The sequence below is a fragment of the Variovorax sp. BGA-UO-ETr-C22 genome, from assembly GCF_059567965.1.
Genome location: NZ_JCAQPA010000011.1, coordinates 300,600 through 325,825, shown reverse-complemented (window position 1 = coordinate 325,825; position 25,226 = coordinate 300,600). Strand labels below are relative to the sequence as shown.

Genomic DNA, 25,226 nt, shown 5'->3' with positions numbered 1-25,226 from the left:
GTCCCGTGTTCAAGCAGTAAAGCGGCGCGGGTCGTTGCGGCGCGCGCGGCGGCGCAGCATGGCCAGCATCGACAGCACGACGGCGATCGCGCCCAGCGTTTCCGGCTCCGGCGTGCTCGGCACCTCGGCGCCCAGTGCCAGGTCGCTCACGCCCTGCGGCATCGGCAGCGGCTGGTTCACGTCCACGCTGTTCTGCGGCGCGACGTTGCGCACCACCTTGTCCACCGCGATGAAGCTGGTGTACTGCGTGAGCAGGCTGTACTTCAGGCCCAGCTCGGTGATGCGGTCCTTGAAGGCGGCGCTGCCTTCGAGCGCTTCCTGGTCGCTCAGGCTCTGGATGCGGTGGCGCGCCCACAGCGTGCGCAGCGCGGCGGTGTCCTGGCGCGTCTGCGGCGTGATGCGCACTTCCTCGCGGTACGGGCCGGTGGCGGCCTGGCCTTCGATGATCACGCGGCCCTTGGGCTGTCCATTCGAATCCGGGCGCCACTTGCCGAACACGATCACCGGGCGTTCGCCCAGCACGTCGGGCAGCGCCTGCGGCTCCACGTCGTACACGTCCAGGCCGCCGAAGGTGGCCTTCACGTTCGTGAGCACGGGCGACTCCACCATGCGGCGAAAGCGCGCGGCCTGCTCGGGTGCCTGCACCGGGTCGGTGATGATGAAGGGCTCGCCCATGCCGGCGCGCGCAATGCCTTCCATGAGGCTGCGGTTCACCGACGAGCCGATGCCGAAGGCGAACACGTTGGCCTTCGACAGGTTGTTGCGCACCAGCTCGAAGGCTTCGCGCTCGACCGTCACGTAGCCGTCGGTCACCACCACCACGGTGCGCGACACGTTCGCGGCCTTGGGCTCGGCGTACACGCGCTTGAGCGCCGGAATCAGCTCGGTGCTGCCGCTGCCGCTGTAGTTCTTGATCGTGGCGAGCGCCTGCTCGATGTTGGCGCGCGTGGCCGGCACCGACTGCGGTGACAGCATCTTGTTGCTGCCCGAGAACAGCAGCACGTTGAAGGTGTCGCTGGGGCGCAGGCCGCCGATCAGGCGTTCGAGCACGGTCTTGGCGGTGTCCAGCGGAAAGCCGTGCATCGAACCCGAGATGTCGACCACGAAGATGTAGTCGCGCGGCGAGATGGCGCTGGCGGTCACGGCCTTGGGCGGCTCGACCATGGCGAGGAAGAAGTTTTCTGCGTTGTCGCCCTGGCCCTTGTAGAGCATGAGGCCCGATTCGATCTTTTCACCCGCCAGGCGGTAGTCGAGCACGAAGTCGCGGTTGTCGGCGGGGCGGCCGTCGGCACCGAGCGTGATGTCGGCGTGCTGGTCTTCGTCGCGCTTCTTCACGTCGATGGTGTGCGTGGCGGAGCGGATTTCCTTCAGGCCCATCGGCGTGTCGATGCTCGCCGTGAGCTTGAAGCTGGTGGCTGGTGCCACGCCGGCGCGCAGCGTGGGCTGCGCCGGCCATGAAGCCTTGGCGTTCTCCGACTGCGGCGAGTTGTATCGCGGGCCGACCACAGTCGGGAACACGAACTGGTAGTTGCCCGACTGCGGCACCAGCAGCTCGGTGTAGCGCAGCTCCACCTTCACGTCGTCGCCCGGCAGGATGTTGGCGACGTTCATCTGGAACACGTTGGGCAGGTGCTGCTCGAGCAGCGCGGCGGTCTTGCCTTCCTTCTTCGCGGTGTCGTATTCGATCTTCGCCTGCTGCTTCTCGCGGATCTGCGCCGTGATGAGCCGGTCGGCCAGGCGCACGTTCAAGCCGCTCACCGCCGCCTTGGTGGAACCGGGGAACACGTACTTCGCCTCAATGGCGCGCTGGCCTTCGTTGCGGTAGGTCTGGGTGACCGTGACGTCGGCGATCACGCCCGAAATCCTGACCGAGACCTCGGTGCCCTTCAGCGGCAGGCGGTCGACCGAGGGGTCGTCGCTCTTGACGAAGAAATACGGGCTCTCGGTCTTCAGGCGCGGACCGGCGGGCGCTTCCTGCGCGTGGACCGGGCGGGCGCCCATGGCGATGAAACCCACGGTGGCCAGGCTCACGGTGGCGAGCCAGAGCCAACGGCCGGGGCGTGGGGTGGTGGGGGTGTCCATGGCGGGTGTCCTTCTGCGTGCGAACTTGCACGGCCCTCACTGTCGTGAGCGTGCGAGAAGGCAGTTGGAAGGCGCGTTGAAGTCGCCACAACCGGAGGCGCCGCTGTGTGAAGTCTGTGTGAAGTGCGCCGCGCGGCGGCTTCATACGGCCTTCGGATCGGCCGGAGAGCATCGGCGCCTCATCACGAAAAAACCCGGAAAAGAGGGGAGAAACCCATGCTTCAACTGTTGAAGGCCCTGCAGGCTTCGGTGCTGGTCAAGGTGGCCGGCCTGTTCTTCCTGCTGCTGGTGCTGTGCATTCCGCTGGCACGGATCGACGACCTGAACCGCGCCCGCGGCGAAAGCCAGCAGGAGGCCGCGCGCGAGCTCGCCGAGTCTTATGCCGGGCCGCAGGCCATGGTCGGCCCGCTGCTGCTGGTGCCGTACGTGGAGCGCTGGATGGAGCCGCTGCGCGACGCGCAGGGCAAGGTGATCGGGCAGGCCCCGCAGAGCAAGGAGATGGTGCACGCCGTGTTCCCCGACAAGCTGCACATCGAGGGCGACATGGCGCCGCAGGAGCGCTACCGCGGCATCTTCCGCATTCCGTTCTACACGCTCACGGCCGCGCTCGGCGGCGGCTTCGCGGGCTTCGACCCGCAGGCCGTGCCGCACAGCGAAAGCGGCTCGTCGATCGAGTTCCGCCCGCCGTTCGTCGCCTTCCACGTGAGCGACCTGCGCGGCCTCGACGGCTCGCCCGCGCTCACCGTCAACGGCGAGGCGCTGCGCTTTCGCCAGCGCGTGCCGGGCCTGCCCGACAACGCCACGTACGCCGACGGCATCCACGCGCCGCTCACGGGCGCCGCGCTCGCCGCCTGGCAGACGGGCAAGCCGCTGGCCTTCGACATGAAGCTCTCGCTGGTGGGCCAGGACACGCTCTCGATGGTGCCGATCGCCGAGGAAACCACCGCGCACCTGCGTTCGCCGTGGGCGCACCCCAGCTTCGGCGGGCGCTTCCTGGCCACGCAGCGCGAGGTGACGCCGCAGGGCTTCGACGCGCACTGGCGCGTGTCCTCGCTCGTGACCACGGCGCGCGAGCAGGTGCGCGCCGGCCTGTGGGGCGGCGAAGGCGATGCCGCGCAGAACGCCGCGGCGGCCGTCGTGCGCACGGCGCCCTCGGCGTCCATGTCGCGCCATGCCTCGGGCCCGCTGCAGACCTTCGACGTGTCGCTCGCGCAGCCCGTCAACGTGTATTCGATGAGCACGCGGGCCGGCAAGTACGGCGCGCTCTTCATCGGCCTGGTGCTGATGGCGGCCTTCATGTTCGAGCTGTTCCGCAAGCTGCGCCTGCACCCGGTGCAGTACGGGCTGGTGGGCCTGTCGATCGCGCTGTTCTTCCTGTTGCTGCTCGCGCTGTCGGAGAAGTTCGCCTTCTGGATGGCCTATGCAGGCGCGGCCGCAGCCAGCGTGGCGCTGCTGGCCGTGTACTTCAGCGCGGTGCTCGAAGGCTGGCGCCGCGGCCTGTCGTTCGCCGCCTTCGTGGCGCTGCTGTACGGCGCGCTCTACGGCCTGCTGGCCTCGGAAAGCAATGCGCTGCTGCTGGGCGCGCTGCTGATTTTCGGCATGCTGGCCGCGCTGATGCTCGTGACGCGCAAGGTCGACTGGTATGCGCTGTCGCGCCGCAGCGAACCCGCCCCGGCCACCCCGGCGGCCACGGTGGACGCATGAGACTGCTGCGCGCCATCCCCGCCATGCTCGGCTGGCTGCTGCTGGCCGTGCTGTGCGCCTGGGCCTGGCACCTGAAGGACCCGCACCTGCGCTTTCTGCGCGAGGAGGAGCTGCCGCTGCTGCTCGCCGCGCTGTGCGCCGCCGCCGCGATCGCCTGGCGCAGCGCGCGCGGTGCGCGCCGTGTGGTGGCACTGGCCCTGGTGGTGGGCGCGACGCTGACGGCGCTGGGCCACGAACTGGCCTCGCGCCAGCACCGGCTGGAAGTGAACGCGGCCTCGGGCCCGGTGGCGCAGGCACTCGGCGCGCGCTTCATCGTCGGCTACGACGACGCGAACGACCTGCGCGAGCTGGCCCGCCGGGGCCTGATCGGCGGCATCTTCGTCACCGGCCGCAACGTGAAGGGCCGCAGCGCCGACACCCTGCGCGCGGAAATCGCCAGCCTGCAGGCGCTGCGACAGGCGGCCGGCCTGCCGCCGCTGGTGGTGGCGACCGACCAGGAAGGCGGCGGCGTCTCGCGCCTGTCGCCGATGGTGCCCCGCCAGCCGGCACTCGCCAGCCTGCTCGAGGCCGACGTGCCCGCACACGAACTGTTGCAACGTGCCCGCGCCTACGGCGCGCAGCAGGGCGGGGCGCTTGCCGCGCTGGGCATCACGCTGAACTTCAGCCCCGTAGTCGACCTGCGCCCCGGCCGCGCCCCGGGCCGCTGGGACCTGCACACCCGCATCGAGGAACGCGCCATTTCCAGCGACCCCGACGTCACCGCGCAGGTGGCGCTCGCTTACGAGCAAGGCCTTGAATCGGCTGGCGTGCGCGGCACGCTCAAGCACTTTCCCGGCCTGGCCGGCGTGACCGAGGACACGCACCACATGGGTGCCGAACTGCACACGCCCGTGGCCCGGCTGGCCGCGCACGACTGGAAGCCGTTTCAAGACGTGTCGAAACATTCGGATGCCGCGATCATGCTCGGCCATGTCATCCTCGGGGAACTCGACGCGGACGCGCCGGTCTCTTTCTCACGCAAAATCGTGCGGCAGGTGATTCGAGGCGAATGGGGCTTTCAGGGCCTGCTCGTCACCGACGACCTCACGATGGGCGGGGCCTACAACCGAGGCCTTTGCAACGCCACGCTGGGCGCACTCGACGCCGGGGTGGACCTGCTGCTCATCGCCTACGACGACGACAAGTATTTCGATGCCATGCACTGCGCGCTGGAAGGCGTGCGGCGCGGCGCGCTCGATCCCCGGGTGACGGAACGCCCGCGCGCGCCACGGCTCCAACCTCTTCGCTAGCCCCCATCCCATGTCCCAAGAACCTCGCCCTTCCCAACCCGCCGGTGCGCTGCGCCAGCTCCCGTGGAAACGCATCGCCGGCTGGAGCGCCATCGCGGCCGGTGCCGGCGCCGTCGCGCTGCTGGGCGCCGCCATCGTGGGGGTGGTCGCCATCTACCCGAAGCTGCCCGACATTTCCGAGCTGGCCGACTACCGGCCCAAGCTGCCGCTGCGCGTGTACACGGCCGAGGGTTCGCTGATCGGCGAGTTCGGCGAGGAGCGCCGCAACCTCACGCCCTTCGCGAACATTCCGAAGGTCATGAAAGACGCCGTGCTGGCCGTGGAAGACGCGCGCTTCTACGACCATGGCGGCGTGGACTACAAGGGCTTCGCGCGCGCGGCCGTGGCCAGCTTCAAGGGCGGGCGCAAGCAGGGCGCCTCGACCATCACGATGCAGGTGGCGCGCAACGTCTACCTGAGCTCGGAGCGCACGCTCAGCCGCAAGGCCTCGGAGATCGTGCTGGCCTTCCGGCTCGAGCAGCAGCTGAGCAAGGACCAGATCCTGGAGATCTACCTGAACCAGATCTACCTGGGCAACCGCGCCTACGGTTTCGCCGCCGCCTCCGAGGCCTACTTCGGCAAGCCGCTGCAGCAGGTGACCATCGCCGAGGCCGCCATGCTGGCCGGCCTGCCGAAGGCGCCCGGCGCCAACAACCCGGTGGCCAACCCGCGCCGCGCGCGGGCGCGCCAGCTCTACGTGATCGACCGCATGCACGAGACCGGCTTCATCACCGCCGAACAGGCGGCCGAAGCCAAGAAGGAAGAACTGCACCTGCGCGACGCCGCCGACCCGAACCGGCTGCACGCCGAGTACGTGGCCGAGACCGTGCGCCAGATGATGTACGCGCAGTACGGCGACAGCATCTACACCAGCGGCATGAAGGTCTACACCTCGCTGGTGGCGGCCGACCAGGCGGCGGCGTACAAGTCGCTGCGCAAGGGCATCATGGATTACGAGCGCCGTCAGGTGTACCGCGGCCCCGAGAAGTTCGTCGACCTGCCGGCCAGCGGCCAGAAGGAAATCGACGAGGCCGTCGACGAAGCCCTGGCCGAGCACCCCGACAACGGCGACGTGATCTCGGCCGTGGTGCTGGAAGCCAGCGCCAAGGAAGTGACCGCGGTGCGCGCCAACGGCGAAGCCTTCGAGATCTCGGGCGAGGGCCTGAAGCCCGCGCAGTCCGGCCTGGCCGCGAAGGCGCCGCCGAACATCAAGATCCGTCGCGGCGCCGTGATCCGCGTCGCGAAGACGCCGAAGAACACCTGGGAAATCACGCAGCTGCCCGAGGTGGAGGGCGCCTTCATCGGCATGGACCCGCGCACGGGCGCCATCACGGCGCTGGTCGGCGGTTTCGACTTCGGCAAGAACAAGTTCAACCACGTCTCGCAGGCCTGGCGCCAGCCGGGCTCGAGCTTCAAGCCCTTCATCTATTCGGCCGCGCTCGAAAAGGGCTTCACGCCCGCCACCGTGGTGAACGACGCGCCGCTGGTGTTCGATGCCGCCGCCAATGGCGGCCAGCCCTGGGACCCGAAGAACTTCGACGGCGGCTTCGAAGGCCCGATGCCGCTGCGCAACGCGCTCATGAAGTCGAAGAACCTGGTCACGCTGCGCGTGCTGCAGTCGATCGGCGCGCCCTACGCGCAAGACTGGGTCACCAAGTTCGGCTTCGACAAGGACAAGCATCCGGCCAACCTGCCGATGGGCCTGGGCGCCGGTTCGGTCACGCCGATGCAGATGGCGGTGGGCTATTCGGTGTTCGCCAACGGCGGCTACCGCGTCAACCCGTACCTCGTGACCCGCGTGACAGACCTCAAGGACAAGGTGCTGATGGAAACCGAGCCCCCGGTGCTCGACGAAAGCCGCCGCGCCATTCCCGCGCGCAACGCCTTCATCATGGAATCGCTGCTGCAGAGCGTGGTCAAGGGTGGCTCCGGCTTCAAGGCCTACCAGGCGCTCAAGCGCGACGACCTGTACGGCAAGACCGGCACCACCAACGACTCCTTCGACACCTGGTTCGCGGGCTTCCAGCCCACGCGCGTGGGCATCGCCTGGGTCGGCTACGACACGCCGCGCCAGCTCGGCGTGCGCGGCGAGACCGGCGGCAGCCTGAGCCTGCCGATCTGGATCGGCTACATGCAGTCGGCGCTGCGCGGCGTGCCCGTGACCCTGCCGGCCGAACCGCCCGGCGTGGTGAGCATCGACGGCGAGTGGTACTTCGACGACTTCACGCCGGGCCACAACGTGGCGAGCCTGGGCCTGGAAAGCGCCGAGCAGCCGATCCAGCCGGTGGAAGTGCTGACGGGCGCGCCGGTGGGTGCCCCGCCACCGCCTGAAGAGCGCAACCGCATCCTGGACTTCTTCCGCTAGAAAACAGCGAGAGCCACCCAAAGACGCGGGGGACGCGCGGTGCCTACACTCGGTGCCGCGGCCCCCGCTTCTTTTTTGTCTCTTCTCTTTTCTCCCCTTTTCTCGCATCCATGGAAATCCTCACCCTGGTGGCCCTGATCGCCGCCGGCTTCTACATCCTCAAGTCCAAGGAACAGCGCCAGCGCATCGCGCTGCTCGGTCGTCATCTGGGCCGCTACCAGATCGAGAAGCTGATGGAGAGCCTGACCCAGGGCTACCTGCGCTGCCTCGGCGAAGACGACGCCGAGCGCCGCCAGCAGATCTGGCACCTGCTCGACGCCACCGAGGAAAAGCTCGCGGGCCAGTTCGAAACCTTCGCCGCCGAACTGGCGCGTGAACCCGAAGCCGACACGCGCGTGAGCCGCCTGCCGGTGGCCTTGCCGTTCGCCACCACGCTGTTCCCTTCCACCAGCTTCGATCTGCGCGAAGCGCTGCGCATTCATGCGCGCGGCATCGTGGGCGTGGCGAAGAATGCGGCGGGCCGCTCACCGAAATCGAAGGCCTTCACGATGTCGGCCGAGCTGTTCCTGATGCAGCACACCTGCCACTGGTTCTGCAAATCGAAGGCCGTGGCCTCGGCGCGCATGCTGGCGCGGCACCAGACTTCGTACGAGCAGCTGCTCGACGCGGTGAGCCCCGAGACGCGCGAGGCGTATCGCGCGCTCGTGGGTCAGTGATGGGTTGACAGCAGCGGCAGCGTGAGCGTCGCCACGGCGCCGCCGCGCGTCGCATTGCCCAGGTCGATGCGGCCCCGGTGCAGGGTCGCGATTTCCTTCACGAACGCCAGCCCCAGGCCCGTGCTCTTCTTCTGGCTGTGCGGCCGGGCGAGCGAATAGAACTTCTCGAAGACTTTTTCCTGCGCGTAGTCCGGAATGCCCGGGCCGTGGTCGCGCACGTTGATGCGCGCCAGCCGCGAGGTGGTTTCCAGCGTCAGCAGCACCTCGCTGTCGGGCGGTGAAAAGTCGAGCGCGTTGTCGAGCAGGTTGCTGATCGCGCGGCGCAGCAGGAACGGATCGCCTTCGACACGCGCGGGCTCGCGGATGTTCACGATCAAGCGGATGCTGCGTCGCGACGCGGCGGGTTGCGCGCTGGCGGCAATGTCTTCGATGAGCGGGCCCAGCGCCACCGGTTCGGTGCGGTCGAGCGTGCGCCGCGTCTCGAGCGCGGTGAGCTCCATCATGCGGTCGACGATTTCCTGGATGCGCTGGGTTTCGCGTTCGATGTTCTTCAGGAAACGCTCGCGCTGGTCGTGCGGCATCTGCGGTTCCTGCAGCAGCTCGGCCGCGCCGCGGATCGCCGACAGCGGGCTCTTCACTTCGTGCGTGAAGGTCTGCACGTAGTCGGCCACGTAGTTGCGTCCGGTGAGCGCGTCGCGCATTTCGCCGAAGCCGGTGCGCACCGCGTCGACCGCGCGCCGCGCCATGCGCGACAGGCTCAGGCTGCGCTGCGCGCGCACCCAGGTCCAGTAGTCACGGATCAGGCCGAAGGGCCGCACCAGCCAGACCGAGACGATCACGGTGAGCAGCAGCAGCGCCAGCGCCGAACCCACGCCGACCCAGATGGTGCGCACACGCGCGTCCTCGACGAACTGGCCGAAGCTCTGCACCGGCTTGCCGACGCTGACGACGCCGACGATCTCGTCGTTCCAGCGGATGGGTGCGCCGACGTACATCACGGAAGTGCGCGGGTCGCCGTCGACGTCGCGCGAGGTGCGCGCGCCGTACAGGCCGCCGAGCGTGCGCTTCACGTCGCTCCACTGCGAGTAGTCGTTGCCCAGGTGGCGGCCGAGCGAATCGAACATCACGCGGCCGGTGCGGTCGGTGACGTACACGCGCAGCTCGACCCGGCTCTTGTGCAGGTTGTAGATCTGGGCCGAGAACTCGCGCGTGTAGACGCTGCGAAACAGCGGCTCCAGCCGCGCCGTGTTGATGGCGCCGGCGATCACGTCCTGCTCGACCAGGCTGGCCATGAGCTGCGAGGTTTCGACCAATGATTCCTCGGCCGACTCGCGGTAGCGCGGGTCGATGTCGGAAACGACGCGGTACAGCAGGAAGGCGATGCCCGCCGTGTAGATCAGCAGGATGCCGATAAAAATTCGCGTGCGCCGCGTCATTCCCTGTTGGCGGGCAGATCTTCGTGCAGCGCGTAGCCGGTGCCGCGCAGCGTGCGAATCGGCTCCACCTCCGGCGCGATGGTCTTGAGCTTGGCGCGCAGCGTCTTGATGTGCGCGTCGACCGTGCGGTCGAAGCTGTCGCTGGCGTCGTCCCAGACGAGTTGTAGCAGTTCGTCGCGCGTGAACACGCGCCCCGGGCGCTGGACCATGAGTTTCAGCAGGCCGTATTCGTAGCGCGAGAGTTCGAGCAGCCGTCCGTAGTAACGGATTTGCATGCGCTCGCTGTCGAGCGCAAAGGGGGTTGCGGGGGTCTGTGGCGCCGCTGAAGGCGGCGCCGGCGCGTTTTGATGGGGTACCCCATGAATCGGCGCTGCGGCCGCTGGCGGGCTTCCTGGGCCGTTTCTGGCACTGCGCCGCAGGATGGTCCGCACGCGGGCGACCAGCTCGCGGGGTGAAAACGGCTTGGCAATGTAGTCGTCTGCACCGAGTTCGAGGCCCACCACGCGGTCTATTTCGTCGCTGCGGGCCGTCAAAAAGACCATCGGTACCTCCGGGCCGCCCATCGACTGGTTAAGCGCCTGGAGGCGTTTGAAGAGCTCGAAGCCGTTCAGGTCGGGCAATCCGATGTCCAGGATCGCGAGCGCGGGGCGCTCCTGCGCGAACTGCGCGATGGCTTCTTCGGCCGTGGCGCACCAGATCGGCTGGAAACCGTCGCTGCTCAAAACGTACTGGAGCGTGTCGGCGATGCCCGATTCGTCTTCGGCAATCAGGATCCGGGGTTTGAAGCTCATCCGGCGATGTTAGCGAGGGCCACGGACGACCCGTGCCCGGTTTTCCGCCCGAGGCGCCGGCGACCGGCGCGGCCTTTCGCGACCTTTTTTTTCGGGCGCGGCTTTTCCTCTTCCTGTCTTCTTATTCTTCTTATTCAAATTAGTAGTAGTAGATAAGGGTCGCACCGGTCTGTGGAAAGGTCGCTTTTTCCTTGACGTGACAACGACTTGTCATGCCCGCGTCACTGTGCGCACCCGCGCTTCCGTGATGTACCCGCAACTTGGACAACATGGGGTAACCCGCCGGCCCTGTGGATAACCGATGGCTTGTGCAAAAACTCTCCCCAGAGTTGTCCTTTGACAGCCTTCCGGAATTCTGCGAAAGGCGGTTTTCGGGTCGAGAAATTCATTGCCTGTTAATTGAGCAGGCTGTAGATTTCCCTTGCAAATCAATGACTTGCAACGCCCCTACAGAGCAGTGCCGGGGTTATCCACAGAGTTGCCCCAGTTTTGTGGGGAGAACGCGTGGAGGAACCTTCGGGCGCTGCGCGGACCCAATCGGCTCCTTCACATGACGAAAAAACTCGAACATGACACCTTCTGAAACAAAAGCGATCGTCACCTTGAGCCTGCTGGCGGCCTTCGTCGATGGCGAAAAGCACGAGCGCGAGCGCGCCGAGATCAAGCGCATCGCCGAGGGCCTGTCGCAGGCCGACGGCGTGAACCTGCCGACGATCTACCAGGACGTGCTCATGAAGCGGGTGTCGCTGGCCTCGGTGGCCGGCGAGCTGAAAAGTGCCGAGTCGCGCCAGCTGGCGTACGAGATGGCGGTGTGCATGTGCGACGCCGACGGCGTGCAGTCGGAGCCGGAGCGGCTCTTCCTGATGGACGTGCGCAGCTCGCTCGGCCTGGACGCCTCGGCGGCGCAGTTCTCGCAGCGGGCGGAAGACATCGCCGCCGCGGTGCCGGCGGCTGTGGCGGTGACGGCCGGAGCGGCCGCAACCCCCGCGGCGCCGCAGGCGCCCGACAGCACCGAGCTCGACCGTGCGATCCTCAACGCCGCCATCCTCAACGGCGCGCTCGAGCTGCTGCCCGAGACGCTGTCGACCATGGCGATCATTCCGCTGCAGATGAAGCTGGTCTACCGCATCGGCCAGGCGCACGGCTACCAGCTGGACACCGGCCACATCAAGGACTTCCTGGCCACCGTGGGCGTGGGCCTGACCTCGCAGTACCTGGAGCAGGCGGGTCGCAAGCTGCTCGGCGGCCTGCTGGGCAAGGTCGGCGGCGGTTTGCTGGGCGGTCTGGGCAAGCAGGCCGTGAGCTCGGGCATGAGCTTCGCGTCGACCTATGCGCTGGGCCACGTGGCCAAGCGCTACTACGCGGGCGGGCGCACGCTCTCTACGCAGATGCTGAAGGACGCGTTCTCCAGCGTGGTGAAGGAAGGGCAGGGCCTGCAGACGCAGTACCTGCCGGCGATCCAGGAACGGGCGCGCACGCTGGACACGAGCCAGGTCTTGTCGCTGGTCAAGAACGCCTGAGCCTCGCGGCTTAAACCTGACTCAGATCGTCGAGGATCGGGCAGTCGGGCCGCGCGTCGCCGTGGCAGCAATGCACAAGGTGCGCGAGCGTGCTGCGCATCGACTGCATGTCGGCGATGCGCTGTTCCAGTTCACCCAGGTGCTTTTGCGCGATGCGCTTGACGCTCGAGCTGGCGCGGCGGCGGTTGTGCCACAGGCCGACCAGTTCGGCGATTTCTTCCATCGAGAACCCCAGGTCGCGCGAGCGCTTGATGAAGCGCAGCGTGTGGATGTCGGCGTCGTTGTACTGGCGGTAGCCGCTCTCGGTGCGCGCCACCGCGGGCAGCAGGCCCAGGCCTTCGTAGTGGCGCACCATGCGCGCCGACACGCCCGACAGCCGCGCGGCTTCGCCGATGGCCACCTGACGGCCGTGGGCGGAGGTCGCCGTCATCATTGAACGGTGTAGCCGGCGTTCTCGATCGCGACCACGATGTCCTGGCGCGGCTGCTGGCTCAACACGTCCACATGACCGGTTTCGAGATCGACCGTGACTTGCGCATGCGGGTCGACCGTCTGCACCGCGTCCTGCACCGCCTCCACGCAGTGGTTGCAGCTCATGCCGGAGACCTGGAATTTCTGGCTCATCGTCGTTGCTCCTTGTCGGAATGAATGAAGGGTGGAAGGATTGAACACCCGAATCGGGGACAACGCCAGTTTCAACCCTCTCACGATGTCAACGTCCAGCCAAGGGCTTTGAAGCCACCGCGCTTGACCTTGCCATGGTGTCAGGCTTTAGCCTCGGGACCATGGAACACATTCAGCCTCAACCTTCCGCGGCCGCCGCCACGCTGGACCTCTCGGTCGGCGGTATGACCTGCGCCTCGTGCGTGATGCGCGTGGAGCGCGCGCTCAAGAACGTGCCCGGCGTGCAGAACGTGAGCGTCAACCTCGCGACCGAGTCGGCCCGCATCGTGGCCACCGGCGGCGAGGACATGGCCCTGCTGTTGCGCCGCGCCGTGCGCGCCGCCGGCTACGAGCCGCGCGCCGAAAGCACCGCGCAGGACGAGGCCGCCGCGCTGTCGCCCTGGCACGGCTTCATGCCCGTGGCCGTCGGCCTGGCGCTGTCGATCCCGCTGATGGCGCCGATGCTCGGCGACCTGATCGGCCAGAGCTGGATGCTGCCGCCCTGGGTGCAGCTGCTGCTCGCGACGCCGGTGCAGTTCTGGCTTGGCGCGCGTTTCTACCGCGCGGGCTGGCACGCGGCCAGGGCCCGCACCGGCAACATGGACCTGCTGGTGGCGCTGGGCACCAGCGCGGCCTTCGGCCTGTCGCTGTGGCTGTGGTGGCGCGCCGCCACCGGCGAGCATGCGGGGCACGGCATGGTGCCGCACCTGTACTTCGAAGCGTCGGCGGTGGTGATCACGCTGGTGCTGCTGGGCAAGTGGCTCGAGGCGCGTGCCAAGCGCCAGGCCACCTCGGCGATCCGCGCGCTGCAGCAGCTGCGGCCCGAAGTGGCGCACCTGATCAACGCACGCGGCAAGGAAAGCGACGTGCCTCTGGCCGAGGTGATGGTCGGCGACCGCCTCGCCGTGCGCCCCGGCGAACGCGTGCCGGCCGATGCGCGCGTGCTCGAAGGGCAGTCCGAGGTCGACGAATCGATGCTCACGGGCGAACCGCTGCCCGTGGCCAAGAACCCCGGCGACAACTTGACCGGTGGCGCGGTGAACGGTGATGGCCGCATGGTGATCGAGGTGCGCGCGGTCGGCGCCGAGAGCGTGCTGGCACGCATCATCCGGCTGGTCGAGGACGCACAGGCCGCCAAGGCGCCGATCCAGCGCATGGTCGACCAGGTGGCTGCCGTGTTCGTGCCGGTGGTGCTGGTGATCGCGCTCGTCACCTTCGCGGGCTGGATGGTCGCGGGTGCCGGCGTCGAGACCGCGTTGATCCATGCGGTGGCGGTGCTGGTGATCGCCTGTCCCTGTGCCTTGGGCCTCGCGACGCCGGTGGCGGTGATGGCGGGCACGGGCGTGGCGGCGAAGCACGGCATCCTCATCAAGGACGCGCGGGCACTGGAAATTGCACACCGCGTCGACACCGTGGCCTTCGACAAGACCGGCACGCTGACGGTGGGCCGTCCCGTGCTCACGGCGCTGCTGCCCGCGGCCGGTGCGCTGGCGAAGGAGAACGACCTGCTCGCCACGGCCGCCAGCCTGCAAGGCGGCAGCGAACATCCGCTCGCACGCGCCGTGCTGACCGCCGCCGCCGAACGTGGCGTGCAGGCGCCGCCGCTCGGTGCGATGCAGGCCATGCCGGGGCGCGGCGTGCGCGGCGAAGTGAATGGCGCGACCTGGGCCATCGCGAGCCTGCGTTGGTGTCGCGAACTCGATGCGATGCCGGCCGAAGCCGACATCGAACGCCTGCAGTCGCAAGGCGCCACGGTCTCCGCGCTGCTGCGTTTCGATGATGCGGGTTCCGCGCATGTGCAAGCGCTGCTGGCTTTCGCCGACGAGCCGAAGCCGCAGGCCGCCGAAGCGATCCGCACCTTGCGCGGGCGCGGCCTGCGCGTGGTGATGATCTCGGGCGACAACCTGCGCGCGGCGCAGGCGATGGCCGCGCGCCTGGGCATTCCGGCCGAGGACGTGCGCGCCGACGTGCTGCCGGCCGACAAGGCCGAGCAGGTGAGTGCATTGCGCAAGAACGGCCACGTGGTCGCGATGGTTGGCGACGGTGCCAACGACGCGCCCGCACTGGCCGCGGCCGACGTGGGCATCGCGATGGCGCCGTCGGGCGGCGGCACCGACGTGGCGATGGAAGCGGCCGGCATCACGCTGATGCGCGGCGACCTCGCGCTCGTGGCCGAAGCGCTCGAGCTTTCGGGCCGCACGGTGGCGAAGATCCGGCAGAACCTGTTCTGGGCCTTTGCCTACAACGTGGCTGGCATCCCGCTCGCGGCCTTCGGTTTGCTGAGCCCGGTGGTGGCCGGCGCGGCGATGGCGCTGTCGAGCGTGAGCGTGATGGCGAATGCGCTGTTGCTGCGGCGCTGGAAGCCGAAGCACCAACAACATTGATCCGACAGCGGATCAGTCGAACAGCAGCGCCATCAGGTGCTCGTCGATGAAGTCCGCTTCGCCGGCCCGGCGGTAGAACTGGCGCAGCGTGCCTTCCTGCACGAAGCCCAGCCGGGCATAGAAACGAAGGGCCGTGGCGTTGTCGCTCTCGGCCATCAGCTCGACGCGGCGAACGCCTTCGGCCTTCAGCCGCGCGAGCACGTCGGTCACCATGGTCTGCGCGATGCCACGGCCATGCAATGTGGGATCGACCGCGAGCGTGCCCAGGCTCGCCACATGCTGCGCACGGCCCGGGTAGCGCGTGACGCGGTAGAAGCCGGCGAGCTGACCATCGACTTCGAAGATGAAGAAAGCACCGCTGTCGAGCAGGCCCTGGAAGATCGGGCGAAAGTCGTCGCGCGGCATCGGGTCGTAGCCCAGGTAGGGCACGACCCGCTCATGCATGTAGAGATCGAAGACGGCGTCGAAGTCCGAGGGGGCGGCAGGGCGGTGCAGGGGCATGTCGCGCTTCTTCTGGGAGGTCTGCGGGGCAGGATGCGGCCGAGCATAGCAAGGCGGTGCCGACGATCGCACCGCTTTTTTTCCCCCCGAAGTTCAGCCCTCCGAGACGCGCCGACTCGCAACGATCACCGCGTTGGTGCCGCCGAAGGCGAAGGAATTCGACAGCACATGGCGCAGGCCCCGCGCCTCGCGTGCCGCGCCGCGCACGAAGTCGACGTTGCCGAACGCGGCGTCCGGCGTGCGCAGGTGGGCGATGGGCGGCAGGGTCTCGCGGGCCAATGCGCGCAGTGCGGCCACGAGTTCGATGGCGCCGCCGCCGCCGAGCACATGGCCGTGGATCGCCTTGGTCGCGCTGACCGGCGCGGTGTGGCCGAACAGTTCACCGATCGACGCGGCCTCAGCCGCGTCGCCCGCGCTCGTCGCCGTGCCGTGGGCGTTGATGTGGCCGATGTCCGAGGGCACGAGCCCGGCGTCGCGCAGCGCGGCACGCATGGCGCGCACCTGGCCGGCCGGGTCGGGGTTGGTGATGTGCGTGCCGTCGCAGTTGCTCGCGTAGCCGCTGAGCACAAAGGGTTGTGCGCCGGCGCCGCGCGCCCGCGCATGCGCCTCCGATTCGAGCACCAGCGCGGCCGCGCCCTCGCCGATAGCGAAGCCCGCGCGGTCGCCCGAGAACGGACGGCAGGCGGTGGCGGGCGCATCGGCCGGCGGCGGCGCCATGACGCGCATCGCGTGCCAGCTGGCCATCACGCCGGGCGTGAGCATCGCGTCGTGGCCGCCGACGATGGCGATGTCGATCCAGCCGCCGCGGATGGCGCGCATGGCTTCGCCGATGGCCACTGCCGATGAAGCGCAGGCGCAGGCATAGGCCAGCGCCGCGCCGCGCGCGCGGAAGTGCAGCGCCAGTTCGGCGACCGCTGCGTTGGGCATCACGGTGAGCACGGTGGTGGGGCGCATGCGGCGCTGTTCGCCGTAGAGCGCGCGCGTGGTGGCGTCGAAGGTGCCGGCGCCGGCCAGGCCGCTGCCCCAGAAGACGCCGAGGCGGTCGCGGTCGATCGTGTCGAGGTCGAGCCCGGCATCGGCCGCGGCATCCTGCGCAGCGGCCAGGGCCATCGCGGTGCCACGGTCCAGCGGCAGGCGCGAGGCGCTGCGCACGCCGCTGGCGTCGAAGTCGCAGGTGGCGGCGGCGATGGTCATCGGGTCCATGCCCGGGATCTCGAGCGTCTGCGCGCGCACCGCGGAGCGGCCGGTGAACAGCGCATCGTCGAAGGCCGCGATGCTGCGTCCGAGCGGCGTGATGAACCCCAGCCCGCTCACGTGCACGGGTGCGGCGGCGGTGTGGGCCGTGGCGGTGGCCGCCAGCACGGCATGGGCGGCGCCGCTGCTCATGCGGCCGCTGCCATGGGTTCGGCGCGTGCGGCGGCGGCTTCGCCCTCGGCATCGATCACCTCGCACAGCCGCTGCAGCGTGATGCCGGCTTCGCGCGGGTCGAGCCGGTCTTCGGGAATGCGCAGGTGGAAGGCGTCTTCCACCGCGAAGACGAACTCCATGAGCGCCAGCGAATCGAGGCCGAGGTCCGACAGCGCGGTGGCCGGCGAGATGGCCGCGCGCGCGACGCGGAAGTCGGTCTCGAGGATGGTGGCGATGCTGTTGAAGGTGGGAGAGGACGACATGGGCGGGTTCCTTTCGGTCTGGCCTGGGGTCAGGCGTGGAGAACAAGTCCGCGGACGCGGAACACGGGTTCGGGCACCGGGCCGTGGGCCACGGTCTCGGCGAAGGCGAGGGTCTCGCGCACGACCTGCTGGCGGTCGTTGTCGATGCTGATCATGTGGTAGCTGTTGTTCAGGACCACGGTGCGCAGCGAGGCGCAGCGCAGCCCGCGCACGAGCAGGTCGAGGTTGGACAGGCTGGCCACCTCGTCCTCGCGCGCATGCAGCGCCAGCACCTGCTCGCACTGCACGTCGTTCAGGCGCCGTCGCACGTGGCGGATCAGCCGGTCGTGCTCGCGCAGGTGGCCCACGCCGATCACCGCGCTGCCGGCGCGCGAGACCTGGCGATGGCGCAGCTCGCGCTCGATCCAGGTGCGCACGCGCTCGTTCTTCACGCCGTAGGGCGGGCGTTCGCGGTACTGCCAGAGGCGGCCCAGCGGCGTGTAGAAGGCCAGCGGCAGCAGAAAGCGCGTGCGCGGCACGGCCCAGCCGTCGAAGCGCAGCGTGGTCGACATGAGCACCAGCGCGTCCACCTCGCGCCCGCAGCGGATGGCGCCGCCCAGGGCCAGCGAGGCGCCGGCCGAGATGCCGACCAGCATCACGCGGTCGTGCGTGCGCCGCAGCGCCTTCACGTGCGCCTCGAGGGTGTCGAGCCAGCGCTCGAAGGGCACGGCCTGCTGCAGCGGCGCGGCGGCGTCGAACGAGTAGCCGGAGATGCACAGCGGCTGCACCGCATACCCGTGGCGCTGAAGGGTCGATTGCACGGTCAGCAGCTCGTCAGGCGTGCTGCATAAACCATGCAGCAGAACCACCGCGGTGCGCTGCACGGCGGGGGACACCAGGCTCAAGGGATCGGAGGGATCGCGTGCACTCATCGGAAGGTGTGTCGTATGCTCATGTCGCGTTTATCGCGGTGAGCGACTGACCGGCCGCTGACGCGTCCATCGCCAGGGCAGACCCACAAATCACCCACCACTCATTCACTCACCATGCGAATCCTGCTTGTGGAAGATGACACCGTGCTGCGCGACGTGATGCTGCGCAGCCTCGCCGACGCGGGCCACCGGGTCGACGTGTCGACCAACGTCGAAGATGCCGACCACCTGTGGCGCGTGCAGCCCTTCGACGCCGTGCTGCTCGACCTCAACCTGCCCGCCACCGCCAGCCCCACCAGCGGCCTGGCGAGCGGCCTCACGGCCTTGCGACAGGCGCGTGCGCGCGGCGACCGCACGCCGGTGCTCGTGCTCACGGCGCGCGGGCGCACCGAAGAGCGCATCGCCGGGCTCGACGCCGGTGCCGACGACTACCTGGGCAAGCCCTTCGACCTCGCCGAGGTGGAGGCACGGCTGCGTGCATTGGTGCGGCGCGCCAAGGGCACCGAAGACATCGTGGTGCTCGGCCAGCTCAAGCTCGACCGCAAGGCGCGGCGCTTTGCGGTCGCGAACGCACCGCTCGACCTGCCGGCGCGCGAGTTCGAGGTGTTGTGGGAACTCATGAGCCCGCCGGGCCGCACGGTGAGCAAGCGGGCGCTGTCGGACAAGCTCTCGGGTTTCGACGAATCGCTGGGCGACAACGCGCTCGAGGCCTTCATCTCGCGCCTGCGCAAGAAGCTGCTCGGCTCGGGCGCGGGCATCCGCACCTTGCGCGGCATCGGCTACCTGCTCGAAGCCGAGGTGTGAGAAGCGACCCGTGAGCGAGGCCACCACCCCACCGGTCACGCGCACTGCACCTTCGCTCACGCGGCGCGTGCTGCGCAACGTGCTGGTGCCGCTGGCGCTGACCTGGATGGCCGGTGCGGTGATCGCACTCGTCATCGCCAACTATTTTTCGGAACAGGCCTTCGACCGCGGCATGCTCGACGACGCCTATGCGCTGTCGGCCAACGTGCAGGCCGGCGAACGCGGCATCGAGCTGCTGCTCACGCCGCGCGAGGTGGCGACCGTGCTGTTCGACCAGACCGACAAGGTCTACTTCTCGGTGCAGCGGCTCGACGGCACGCTCATCTCCGGCAGGGGCGACCTGAAGGCGCCGTTGCCCGACGAAGGTTCGCGCTACCGTTTTTCCGACATCGACTACGACGGCAATGTGCTGCGCGCTGTGGTGCTCGACCACGACGCCGAGCCCGGCCTGCACATGCCCTACCGCGTGATCGTGGCCCAGACCACGCTGAGCCGCGCCGCACTGGTTCAGCGGCTGCTGTTCTATGCCATGGCGCCGCAGGTGCTGCTGCTCGTGCTGCTGGCGGTGTGGCTCTGGCATGGCATCCGACGCGATCTGCGGCCGCTCGGCGAGTTGCAGCGCGCACTCGACACCCGCGATGTGCGTGACCTCTCGCCAGTGGCCGTGGCGCAGACCTCGAAAGAACTGCAGCGCCTCGGCGATGCCGTCAACGCACTGTTCGATCGTCTGCGCCACAGCGTGCGTGCGCAGCGCGAGTTCGTGGGCAACGTGGCGCACGAGTTGCGCACGCCGCTCGCCGGCATTCGCGCGCTGGCCGAGTACGGGCTCGCGCAGCACGACACCGAGGTGTGGCGCGAACAGCTCACGCGCGTGTCCGAACGGCAGGCGCGTGCGAGCCACCTCATCGACCAGCTGCTCGCGCTGGCATTGGCCGACGAGGCGCGCACCGACCTGCAGCGCACGCCGGTATCGCTGGACATGCTGGCCGAGCAGACCGTGCTGCGCCACCTGGCGCGCGCCGATGCGCGCGGCGTCGACCTGGGCGCGCGTGGCCTCGACGACGGCGTGACGGTGCTTGCGAACGAAGCGCTGGTGGAGGGCATCCTCGACAACCTGATCGACAACGCGCTGCGCTACGGCGGACGCACGATCACCGTCGAACTCGCGGGCCGCACGCTGAGCGTGATCGACGACGGACCCGGCATTCCGCTCGAAGCGCAGCGCGACCTCATGCAACGCTGGGCGCAAGGCCCCGCGGGCCAGAAGCTGGGGCAAGGCGCGGGGCTGGGGCTGTCGATCGTGGCGCGCTATGCCGAGCTGCTGGGGGCAGAACTGCGACTCGAAGCCGCCGAGCCGACCGGCCTGCGCGTGAGCGTGACCTTCGGGGACGACGCCTGACCGTTCACGCGCGTGTCAGTGGCTTGCGCAGATAGACGCGTGTGCGCCCGTCGAGGGATTCGCGCCGGAACTCGACATAGCCGATGCGCTGGTAGAGCGCGAGGTTCTCGGTCATCTTCTCGTTCGTGAACAGGTAGATCGATGCGTGGCCCTGGCGCAGCGCTTCGCGCTCGGCCAGTTCGAGCAAGGCGCGACCCGCGCCGCTGCCCTGGTGGTCGGGGTGCACGGCGATGACATCAATCAGGAAGCCTTCGTCTGTGACATCGAGCAGCAGTGCGGCGCCGATCTGTTGCTCCGGTCGCTCGGCCACCCACACCTGCAGATGTGCGATGGCCTGCGCGTAGTCGCGCGTCATCGGCCGCGGCGTGAGGCCCAGGCGCGGGATGTAGGTGCGGAAGGCCTCGACCGCGCATGCGGTGACAGTCGCCACGTCGTCGGCGGTGGCGCGACGCAGATGCCAGGATGCAGCGTTGTCGCTCACGCGTCGAACTCGACCTCGCCCTCGATCTCCACCGGGATGCCGAAAGGCAGCTCCGCCATGCCCACGGCGCTGCGCGCATGGGCGCCGACCTCGGGACCGAAGAGCTCGAGGATCAGATCGGAAAACCCGTTGATGACCGCCGGCTGCTGTTGAAAGCCGGGCGCCGAGGCCACCATGCCGAACACGCGCGTCCATGCGGTGATGCGGTCCAGGTCGCCGAGCGCGCGCTGCAGGCTGCCGAGCATCGCGAGGCCGGTGAGGCGCGCGGCGGCGTAGCCTTGGTCGACTGTCAGCTCTGCGCCGAGCTTGCCCAGCGGCGCAGCGATGCGGCCATCGGCCGTGAGCGGGCCGTGGCCCGAGACGATCGCGCGCCGGCCGATGAGGCGGACGAACTGGAAGGGAAGGACGACGCCGGGTGGTGGCGTGACGGGAGGGGGCAGCACGAGGCCGAGTGCTGCGAGTCGTTGTTCGATGCGGGCCATGGCGTTGCGCTCCTGCAGGCGGACGTTGATGAAGAGGTCCGCCGCATCTTGCCATGGCCCTCAGGGGCCGCTGGGGCTCAGCCCAACGCCGGATAGTCCGTATACCCCTTCACCCCACCCCCATACATCGTGGCCTTGTCGAGCTCGTTCAGCGGCGCGTGCTCGCGCAGGCGGCGCACCAGGTCGGGGTTCGAGATGAAGGGCTTGCCGAAGGCCACGAGGTCGTCGCCTTCCTTCACGGCTTCTTCGGCCAGGGGGCGGTCGTAGCCGTTGTTGACCATCCAGGCGGCCTTGCCGCCGGCGGCGCGGTAGGCGGCCTTGAGGGCTTCGTAGTCGAAGGGGCGGTCGGCGATTTCGCGCGGGCCGCCGGTGGCGCCTTCGATGATGTGGATGTAGGCCAGGTTCAGCGGCGCGAGCTGCTGCACGACATAGGTGAACAGCGGCTGCGGGTCGCTGTCGTGCGCGTCGTTGGCGGGCGTGACGGGCGACAGGCGGATGCCGGTCTTGCCGCCGCCGACGGCATCGACCACGGCGCGCGTGGACTCGAGCAGCAGGCGCGCGCGGTTCTTGATGGAGCCGCCGTAGTCGTCGGTGCGCTTGTTGCTGCCGTCTTTCAGGAACTGGTCGAGCAGGTAGCCGTTGGCGCCGTGCAGTTCCACGCCGTCGAAGCCCGCGGTCTCGACGGCGTTGCGTGCGGCCGCGGCATAGGCGTGGACGATGCCGGGCAGTTCGGCCGCGTCGAGCGCGCGCGGCTCGGACGTTTCGACGAAGGTGGGCACGCCGTCCTTGATGAGCACGGTCTTGGTCTTGGCGGTGATGGCCGAGGGCGCGACGGGCTTGCCGCCACCGGGTTGCAGTTCGGTGTGCGAGACGCGGCCCACGTGCCACAGCTGCACGACGATCTTGCCGCCCTCGGCGTGCACGGCGTCGGTCACGCGCTTCCAGGCGTCGAGCTGCTCGGTGCCGTAGAGGCCGGGCACGTCGGCGTAGCCCTGGCCCTGGTGGCTGATGGCGGTGGCTTCGGTGATGAGCAGGCCGGCGCTGGCGCGCTGGGCGTAGTAGGTGGCGGCGATGTCGGGCGGGATCGCGTTGGGCGAGCGGTTGCGCGTGAGCGGCGCCATCACGATGCGGTTGGCGAGCTGGAGGTCGCCGGCCTGGACGGGGTCGAAAAGGGTGGACATCGTGGATTGAGGGGGCAGAGTTGAAACAGGCGCAAGGCTAAGCCGCCCGTCTCAACCCTGCTGTCGCACGGTTGTCCCGATTGGTGCTAAGGAAGCAGCCGCGCCAGCAGCGCCGGGTTCACGCGCACGGGCAGCGCCAGCAGGATTTGCCCCATGCCCTTGCCGAGCGGGTCGTTGCGCAGCGAGGCCATGCCGCCGCCGCCCAGCGCCTGCTCGCAGACGAAGTTGAAGGCGTGGATGCCGGGCACCTCGTGGCGCGTGACGTGGCCCTGCACCAGGTGCGCGAGCCATGCGGCCACGCGCGCCTCGGTGAGTTGCGCGCGCAGCAGCGGCAGCAGTTCGGGATGACGCGCGATGACGCCGATGTTCGAGGTGTCTCCCTTGTCGCCGCTGCGGGCCCACGCGAGGCGGATCAGCGGGACCTCGATGGCCTCGTCGCCGGGCGTGGCAAGAGGCAGTGCATCGTTGGTGCGCACGGCGGGCGGGTCGCCGCTGGTGGCGAGCGTCGCTGGCACATCGACGGCCCGCCCATCGACGCGCACCTGCGGGCTTACGCGCGCCTTGTCGAGCAGGAACGCGTACTGCCGGATCGACGGCGACACCGAGGCGCGCCCGCCGCCCGCGCCCGTGGTGCCGGGCGCCCATGAGGTGCCGGCCGGCGCGACCTCGCGCGCGAACAGCTCCAGCGCGTCCTTGCGCGGATGCGTCACGGCGAGCCGCAGCACGGCCTCGCGGATCTGCTGCGCCTGCGTCTGCGCGTGCGGGCCGTAGCAGGACTCGGCGCCGAGCACTTCGAGCTGCGTGCCGCTGTAGGGCCCGAGGCCTTGCTGCGCGAAGAGGGCGCCGGTGCGCGCGAGGATCGCCTCGCCGGTGCGCCGCGCCTTGGCCACCGCGTCGAAGCCGACGATCGTGAGCTGCGCCGCGGTCTTGAAGCCGTCGACATACGTGGCGCAGACCTTGTAGCTGCCGGTGGGTGCGCGGCCGCGCGCGCCGTGCACGCGCACGCGGTGTTCGCCCGCCTGTTCGATGCGCACCTGCGTGAAGTCGGCCACCACGTCGGGCAGCAGGTAGGCGGCGGGGTCGCCGATTTCGTAGAGCATCTGCTCGCCGACCACGGCGGGCGTGAGCTTGCCGCCGGTGCCCGCGGGCTTGGTGACGATGAAGCTGCCGTCGGCGCTGCATTCGACGATGGGGTAGCCGATGTTCGGCCAGTCGGGCACGGTGTCCCAGTCGGTGTGCAGGCCGCCGGTGGCCTGGCAGCCGCACTCGATGATGTGGCCCGCGAGGCTGCCCGCGGCAAGCAGGTCGTGGTCGCCGGGCTGCCATTGGAATTCGTGCATGAGCACGCCGAGCGTGACGGCCGAGTCGACGCAGCGGCCGGTGATGACGACCTGCGCGCCCGCGTCGAGCGCGGCCTGGACCGGGCGCGCGCCGAGGTAGGCGTTGGCGCTGAGCACGCGCTCGGGCAGCGGCGCGCCGCTCTGCAGTTCGCGCACGGGCGGTTGCGAGGCGCGCAGTTCGGGCAGCAGCGGCGACACGTCGTCGCCGCTGACCACGGCGATCTTCAGCGTGATGCCTTGCTCGGCGGCCAGTGCGGCGAGCGCATCGGCGCAGCCTTGCGGGTTGACGCCGCCCGCATTGCTCACGACGCGGATGCCCTGTTTCACGACGTCTTTCAGCACGGCCTTCATCGCGACGGAGACGAAGTCGGTCGCGTAGCCCAGCTCGGGCTTCTTGAGCCGTGCGCCCGCGAGGATCGACATGGTGAGCTCGGCGAGGTAGTCGAACACGAGGTAGTCGATCTGCCCGCTGGCCACGAGCTGCGGCGCGCCCACGCTGCTGTCGCCCCAGAAGCCGGAGGCGCCGCCGATGCGCACGACGCGATTGCTGTTGCTGCTGTTCATCGTCCACTCCATTGCGGCTTGCGCTTCTCGCGGAAGGCGAGCTGGCCTTCGGCCGCGTCTTCGGTCAGCGCGAACAGGCCGATCTGGCTTTCGGTGAAGGCCATCGATTCCTCGAAGGCCATGGCCTCGATCTTCTTCATCGTGTACAGGCCGCGGCGGATGGCGGCGGGCGACTTGTCGAGCAAGCGACCCAGCAGCCAGTCGACGCTCTCGTCGACGTCGTCGCTCACGCGGTTGATTAGCTTCAGCTCGAGCGCCTGCGCGGCGTCGATCGGTTCGCCGGTGATGCACATCTCGGCCAGCACGCGGCGCGGCAGCAGGCCGCCGAGCACGCTGAGCACCTGCGCGGGAAACACGCCGACCTTCACTTCGGGCAGGCCGAACACGGCCTGGCGGCTGGCCACGGCCAGGTCGCACATCGCCATGAGGCCCATGCCGCCCGCCATGCAGGCGCCGTTGACGCGCGCGATCAGCGGCACGGTCGATTGCCGCGCCTGGCGAAAGAGGTTGGCGATGCCCTGATAGGGCGCGGCGTAGTCGAACTTGAACGAGGTGCCGCTTTGCAGGTCGGCGCCGGCGCAGAAGGCGCGCGTGCCGGCGCCCGTGAGGACCACGGCGCGCACGGCGGTGTCGCGGTTGGCGCGTGCCAGTGCATCGGACAGGCCCTCGAGCACGGCCGCGTTGATGGCGTTGCGGCGTTCCTGGCGATCGATGGTGAGCCACATGACGGGCCCGCGCATCTCTTCGCGCAGCTCGACGGGGGACGGGGAAGAAGGGGGAGGGGATTCGGACATGGGCGGCTCGGCTTCCTGGTGACGGATGCCGTAGCGTCGCCCGAAAAAAAAGCCGCGGCATGCGGCTTGTGGCTGCGGCGATCCGGGTTTTCCCTAGGGTGGCCCGGACC

At 69.1% G+C, this 25,226-nt stretch carries 22 protein-coding genes; 8 read left to right on the top strand and 14 right to left on the bottom strand.

The window, feature by feature from the left end; all coding sequences use genetic code 11:
- Positions 1-9: 9 nt before the first annotated feature.
- Complete coding sequence (locus tag AC57B8_RS21385; RefSeq protein ID WP_496480711.1) at positions 10-2,082, bottom strand: VIT and vWA domain-containing protein; 2,073 nt, start codon at positions 2,080-2,082, stop codon at positions 10-12.
- A gap of 216 nt (positions 2,083-2,298) precedes the next feature.
- Here AC57B8_RS21385 and creD point away from each other — a divergent pair, with 216 nt between their 5' ends.
- The 4 genes from creD (at position 2,299) to AC57B8_RS21365 (ending at position 8,195) form a co-directional block, all read left to right on the top strand.
- Entirely contained in the window at positions 2,299-3,786 is a 1,488-nt protein-coding gene (creD, locus tag AC57B8_RS21380) for a cell envelope integrity protein CreD (RefSeq protein ID WP_496480710.1), read from the top strand.
- A complete protein-coding gene (locus tag AC57B8_RS21375; RefSeq protein ID WP_496480709.1) occupies positions 3,783-5,075 on the top strand; it encodes a glycoside hydrolase family 3 N-terminal domain-containing protein in 1,293 nt (430 codons plus the stop codon). Before creD ends, AC57B8_RS21375 begins: the two co-directional genes overlap by 4 nt.
- Before the next feature lie 10 nt (positions 5,076-5,085).
- A complete protein-coding gene (locus AC57B8_RS21370; RefSeq protein WP_062473814.1) occupies positions 5,086-7,479 on the top strand; it encodes a penicillin-binding protein 1A in 2,394 nt (797 codons plus the stop codon).
- A gap of 110 nt (positions 7,480-7,589) precedes the next feature.
- Complete coding sequence (locus AC57B8_RS21365; protein WP_496480708.1) at positions 7,590-8,195, top strand: hypothetical protein; 606 nt, start codon at positions 7,590-7,592, stop codon at positions 8,193-8,195.
- On the opposite strand, the gene creC is transcribed toward AC57B8_RS21365, so the two are convergent.
- Both creC and creB read right to left on the bottom strand, forming a co-directional pair.
- Positions 8,189-9,631 carry a two-component system sensor histidine kinase CreC gene (creC, locus tag AC57B8_RS21360; RefSeq protein ID WP_496480707.1) on the bottom strand — a complete coding sequence of 481 codons (1,443 nt, stop codon included), beginning with the start codon at positions 9,629-9,631 and terminating at the stop codon, positions 8,189-8,191. The two genes, AC57B8_RS21365 and creC, sit on opposite strands and share 7 nt — an antisense overlap.
- Positions 9,628-10,422 (bottom strand): two-component system response regulator CreB, encoded by a 795-nt coding sequence (creB, locus tag AC57B8_RS21355; protein WP_496480706.1) that lies wholly within the window; start codon positions 10,420-10,422, stop codon positions 9,628-9,630. The genes creC and creB overlap by 4 nt, the downstream gene beginning before the upstream one ends.
- Before the next feature lie 569 nt (positions 10,423-10,991).
- Between creB and AC57B8_RS21350 the strand changes: the two genes are divergently transcribed.
- Positions 10,992-11,942, top strand: a complete 951-nt coding sequence (locus AC57B8_RS21350; RefSeq protein ID WP_496480705.1) for a YcjF family protein — start codon at positions 10,992-10,994, stop codon at positions 11,940-11,942.
- Between the two features lie 10 nt (positions 11,943-11,952).
- Here AC57B8_RS21350 and cueR read toward each other — a convergent pair whose 3' ends face one another.
- Both cueR and AC57B8_RS21340 read right to left on the bottom strand, forming a co-directional pair.
- Positions 11,953-12,372, bottom strand: coding sequence for a Cu(I)-responsive transcriptional regulator (cueR, locus tag AC57B8_RS21345; protein WP_062473804.1), 420 nt, complete (start codon positions 12,370-12,372; stop codon positions 11,953-11,955).
- Entirely contained in the window at positions 12,372-12,566 is a 195-nt protein-coding gene (locus AC57B8_RS21340) for a heavy-metal-associated domain-containing protein (protein WP_062473802.1), read from the bottom strand. Before AC57B8_RS21340 ends, cueR begins: the two co-directional genes overlap by 1 nt.
- 161 nt (positions 12,567-12,727) lie before the next feature.
- Here AC57B8_RS21340 and AC57B8_RS21335 point away from each other — a divergent pair, with 161 nt between their 5' ends.
- Positions 12,728-14,989, top strand: coding sequence for a heavy metal translocating P-type ATPase (locus AC57B8_RS21335; protein WP_496480704.1), 2,262 nt, complete (start codon positions 12,728-12,730; stop codon positions 14,987-14,989).
- A 12-nt stretch (positions 14,990-15,001) separates the two neighbouring features.
- Here AC57B8_RS21335 and AC57B8_RS21330 read toward each other — a convergent pair whose 3' ends face one another.
- The 4 genes from AC57B8_RS21330 to AC57B8_RS21315 form a co-directional block, all read right to left on the bottom strand.
- Positions 15,002-15,490, bottom strand: a complete 489-nt coding sequence (locus AC57B8_RS21330; RefSeq protein WP_496480703.1) for a GNAT family N-acetyltransferase — start codon at positions 15,488-15,490, stop codon at positions 15,002-15,004.
- Between the two features lie 93 nt (positions 15,491-15,583).
- Positions 15,584-16,876, bottom strand: a complete 1,293-nt coding sequence (locus AC57B8_RS21325) for a beta-ketoacyl-[acyl-carrier-protein] synthase family protein (RefSeq protein WP_496480702.1) — start codon at positions 16,874-16,876, stop codon at positions 15,584-15,586.
- Positions 16,873-17,160 (bottom strand): phosphopantetheine-binding protein, encoded by a 288-nt coding sequence (locus AC57B8_RS21320; RefSeq protein WP_159274240.1) that lies wholly within the window; start codon positions 17,158-17,160, stop codon positions 16,873-16,875. The genes AC57B8_RS21325 and AC57B8_RS21320 overlap by 4 nt, the downstream gene beginning before the upstream one ends.
- A gap of 29 nt (positions 17,161-17,189) precedes the next feature.
- Positions 17,190-18,071 (bottom strand): alpha/beta hydrolase, encoded by an 882-nt coding sequence (locus AC57B8_RS21315; protein ID WP_496480701.1) that lies wholly within the window; start codon positions 18,069-18,071, stop codon positions 17,190-17,192.
- 114 nt (positions 18,072-18,185) lie between these two features.
- On the opposite strand from AC57B8_RS21315, the gene AC57B8_RS21310 reads away from it, so the two are divergent.
- Both AC57B8_RS21310 and AC57B8_RS21305 read left to right on the top strand, forming a co-directional pair.
- The gene (locus AC57B8_RS21310) at positions 18,186-18,875 is read left to right on the top strand and encodes a response regulator transcription factor (RefSeq protein WP_056574813.1); all 690 of its coding nucleotides are present in this window, start codon (positions 18,186-18,188) and stop codon (positions 18,873-18,875) included.
- 10 nt (positions 18,876-18,885) lie between these two features.
- Positions 18,886-20,274, top strand: coding sequence for a sensor histidine kinase (locus tag AC57B8_RS21305; protein ID WP_496480700.1), 1,389 nt, complete (start codon positions 18,886-18,888; stop codon positions 20,272-20,274).
- 4 nt (positions 20,275-20,278) lie between these two features.
- Here the strand turns inward: AC57B8_RS21305 and AC57B8_RS21300 are convergent, their stop codons facing one another.
- The 5 genes from AC57B8_RS21300 to AC57B8_RS21280 form a co-directional block, all read right to left on the bottom strand.
- A complete protein-coding gene (locus AC57B8_RS21300) occupies positions 20,279-20,755 on the bottom strand; it encodes a GNAT family N-acetyltransferase (protein ID WP_495304379.1) in 477 nt (158 codons plus the stop codon).
- On the bottom strand, positions 20,752-21,237 hold the full coding sequence (locus tag AC57B8_RS21295) for an Atu1372/SO_1960 family protein (protein WP_493194838.1): 486 nt from the start codon (positions 21,235-21,237) through the stop codon (positions 20,752-20,754). Before AC57B8_RS21295 ends, AC57B8_RS21300 begins: the two co-directional genes overlap by 4 nt.
- A 77-nt stretch (positions 21,238-21,314) precedes the next feature.
- A complete protein-coding gene (locus AC57B8_RS21290; RefSeq protein ID WP_159279063.1) occupies positions 21,315-22,418 on the bottom strand; it encodes an alkene reductase in 1,104 nt (367 codons plus the stop codon).
- A gap of 86 nt (positions 22,419-22,504) precedes the next feature.
- Positions 22,505-24,322: an acyclic terpene utilization AtuA family protein gene (locus AC57B8_RS21285; protein WP_496480699.1), complete on the bottom strand. Its 1,818-nt coding sequence runs from the start codon at positions 24,320-24,322 to the stop codon at positions 22,505-22,507.
- Positions 24,319-25,116: an enoyl-CoA hydratase/isomerase family protein gene (locus AC57B8_RS21280; RefSeq protein ID WP_185993749.1), complete on the bottom strand. Its 798-nt coding sequence runs from the start codon at positions 25,114-25,116 to the stop codon at positions 24,319-24,321. Before AC57B8_RS21280 ends, AC57B8_RS21285 begins: the two co-directional genes overlap by 4 nt.
- Between the last annotated feature and the right edge of the window lie 110 nt (positions 25,117-25,226).

Bases quoted from the DNA above. Each gene is read 5' to 3' on its own strand.
- AC57B8_RS21335 (WP_496480704.1), top strand. From the start codon at position 12,728: ATGGAACACATTCAGCCTCAACCTTCCGCGGCCGCCGCCACGCTGGAC.
- AC57B8_RS21310 (WP_056574813.1), top strand. From the start codon at position 18,186: ATGCGAATCCTGCTTGTGGAAGATGACACCGTGCTGCGCGACGTGATG.
- AC57B8_RS21370 (WP_062473814.1), top strand. From the start codon at position 5,086: ATGTCCCAAGAACCTCGCCCTTCCCAACCCGCCGGTGCGCTGCGCCAG.
- AC57B8_RS21340 (WP_062473802.1), bottom strand. From the start codon at position 12,566: ATGAGCCAGAAATTCCAGGTCTCCGGCATGAGCTGCAACCACTGCGTG.
- AC57B8_RS21280 (WP_185993749.1), bottom strand. From the start codon at position 25,116: ATGTCCGAATCCCCTCCCCCTTCTTCCCCGTCCCCCGTCGAGCTGCGC.
- AC57B8_RS21350 (WP_496480705.1), top strand. From the start codon at position 10,992: ATGACACCTTCTGAAACAAAAGCGATCGTCACCTTGAGCCTGCTGGCG.
- AC57B8_RS21290 (WP_159279063.1), bottom strand. From the start codon at position 22,418: ATGTCCACCCTTTTCGACCCCGTCCAGGCCGGCGACCTCCAGCTCGCC.
- AC57B8_RS21330 (WP_496480703.1), bottom strand. From the start codon at position 15,490: ATGCCCCTGCACCGCCCTGCCGCCCCCTCGGACTTCGACGCCGTCTTC.
- AC57B8_RS21315 (WP_496480701.1), bottom strand. From the start codon at position 18,071: ATGAGTGCACGCGATCCCTCCGATCCCTTGAGCCTGGTGTCCCCCGCC.
- creB (WP_496480706.1), bottom strand. From the start codon at position 10,422: ATGAGCTTCAAACCCCGGATCCTGATTGCCGAAGACGAATCGGGCATC.
- AC57B8_RS21285 (WP_496480699.1), bottom strand. From the start codon at position 24,322: ATGAACAGCAGCAACAGCAATCGCGTCGTGCGCATCGGCGGCGCCTCC.
- creD (WP_496480710.1), top strand. From the start codon at position 2,299: ATGCTTCAACTGTTGAAGGCCCTGCAGGCTTCGGTGCTGGTCAAGGTG.
- AC57B8_RS21365 (WP_496480708.1), top strand. From the start codon at position 7,590: ATGGAAATCCTCACCCTGGTGGCCCTGATCGCCGCCGGCTTCTACATC.
- AC57B8_RS21325 (WP_496480702.1), bottom strand. From the start codon at position 16,876: ATGAGCAGCGGCGCCGCCCATGCCGTGCTGGCGGCCACCGCCACGGCC.
- AC57B8_RS21385 (WP_496480711.1), bottom strand. From the start codon at position 2,082: ATGGACACCCCCACCACCCCACGCCCCGGCCGTTGGCTCTGGCTCGCC.
- cueR (WP_062473804.1), bottom strand. From the start codon at position 12,372: ATGACGGCGACCTCCGCCCACGGCCGTCAGGTGGCCATCGGCGAAGCC.
- creC (WP_496480707.1), bottom strand. From the start codon at position 9,631: ATGACGCGGCGCACGCGAATTTTTATCGGCATCCTGCTGATCTACACG.
- AC57B8_RS21320 (WP_159274240.1), bottom strand. From the start codon at position 17,160: ATGTCGTCCTCTCCCACCTTCAACAGCATCGCCACCATCCTCGAGACC.
- AC57B8_RS21295 (WP_493194838.1), bottom strand. From the start codon at position 21,237: ATGGCCCGCATCGAACAACGACTCGCAGCACTCGGCCTCGTGCTGCCC.
- AC57B8_RS21375 (WP_496480709.1), top strand. From the start codon at position 3,783: ATGAGACTGCTGCGCGCCATCCCCGCCATGCTCGGCTGGCTGCTGCTG.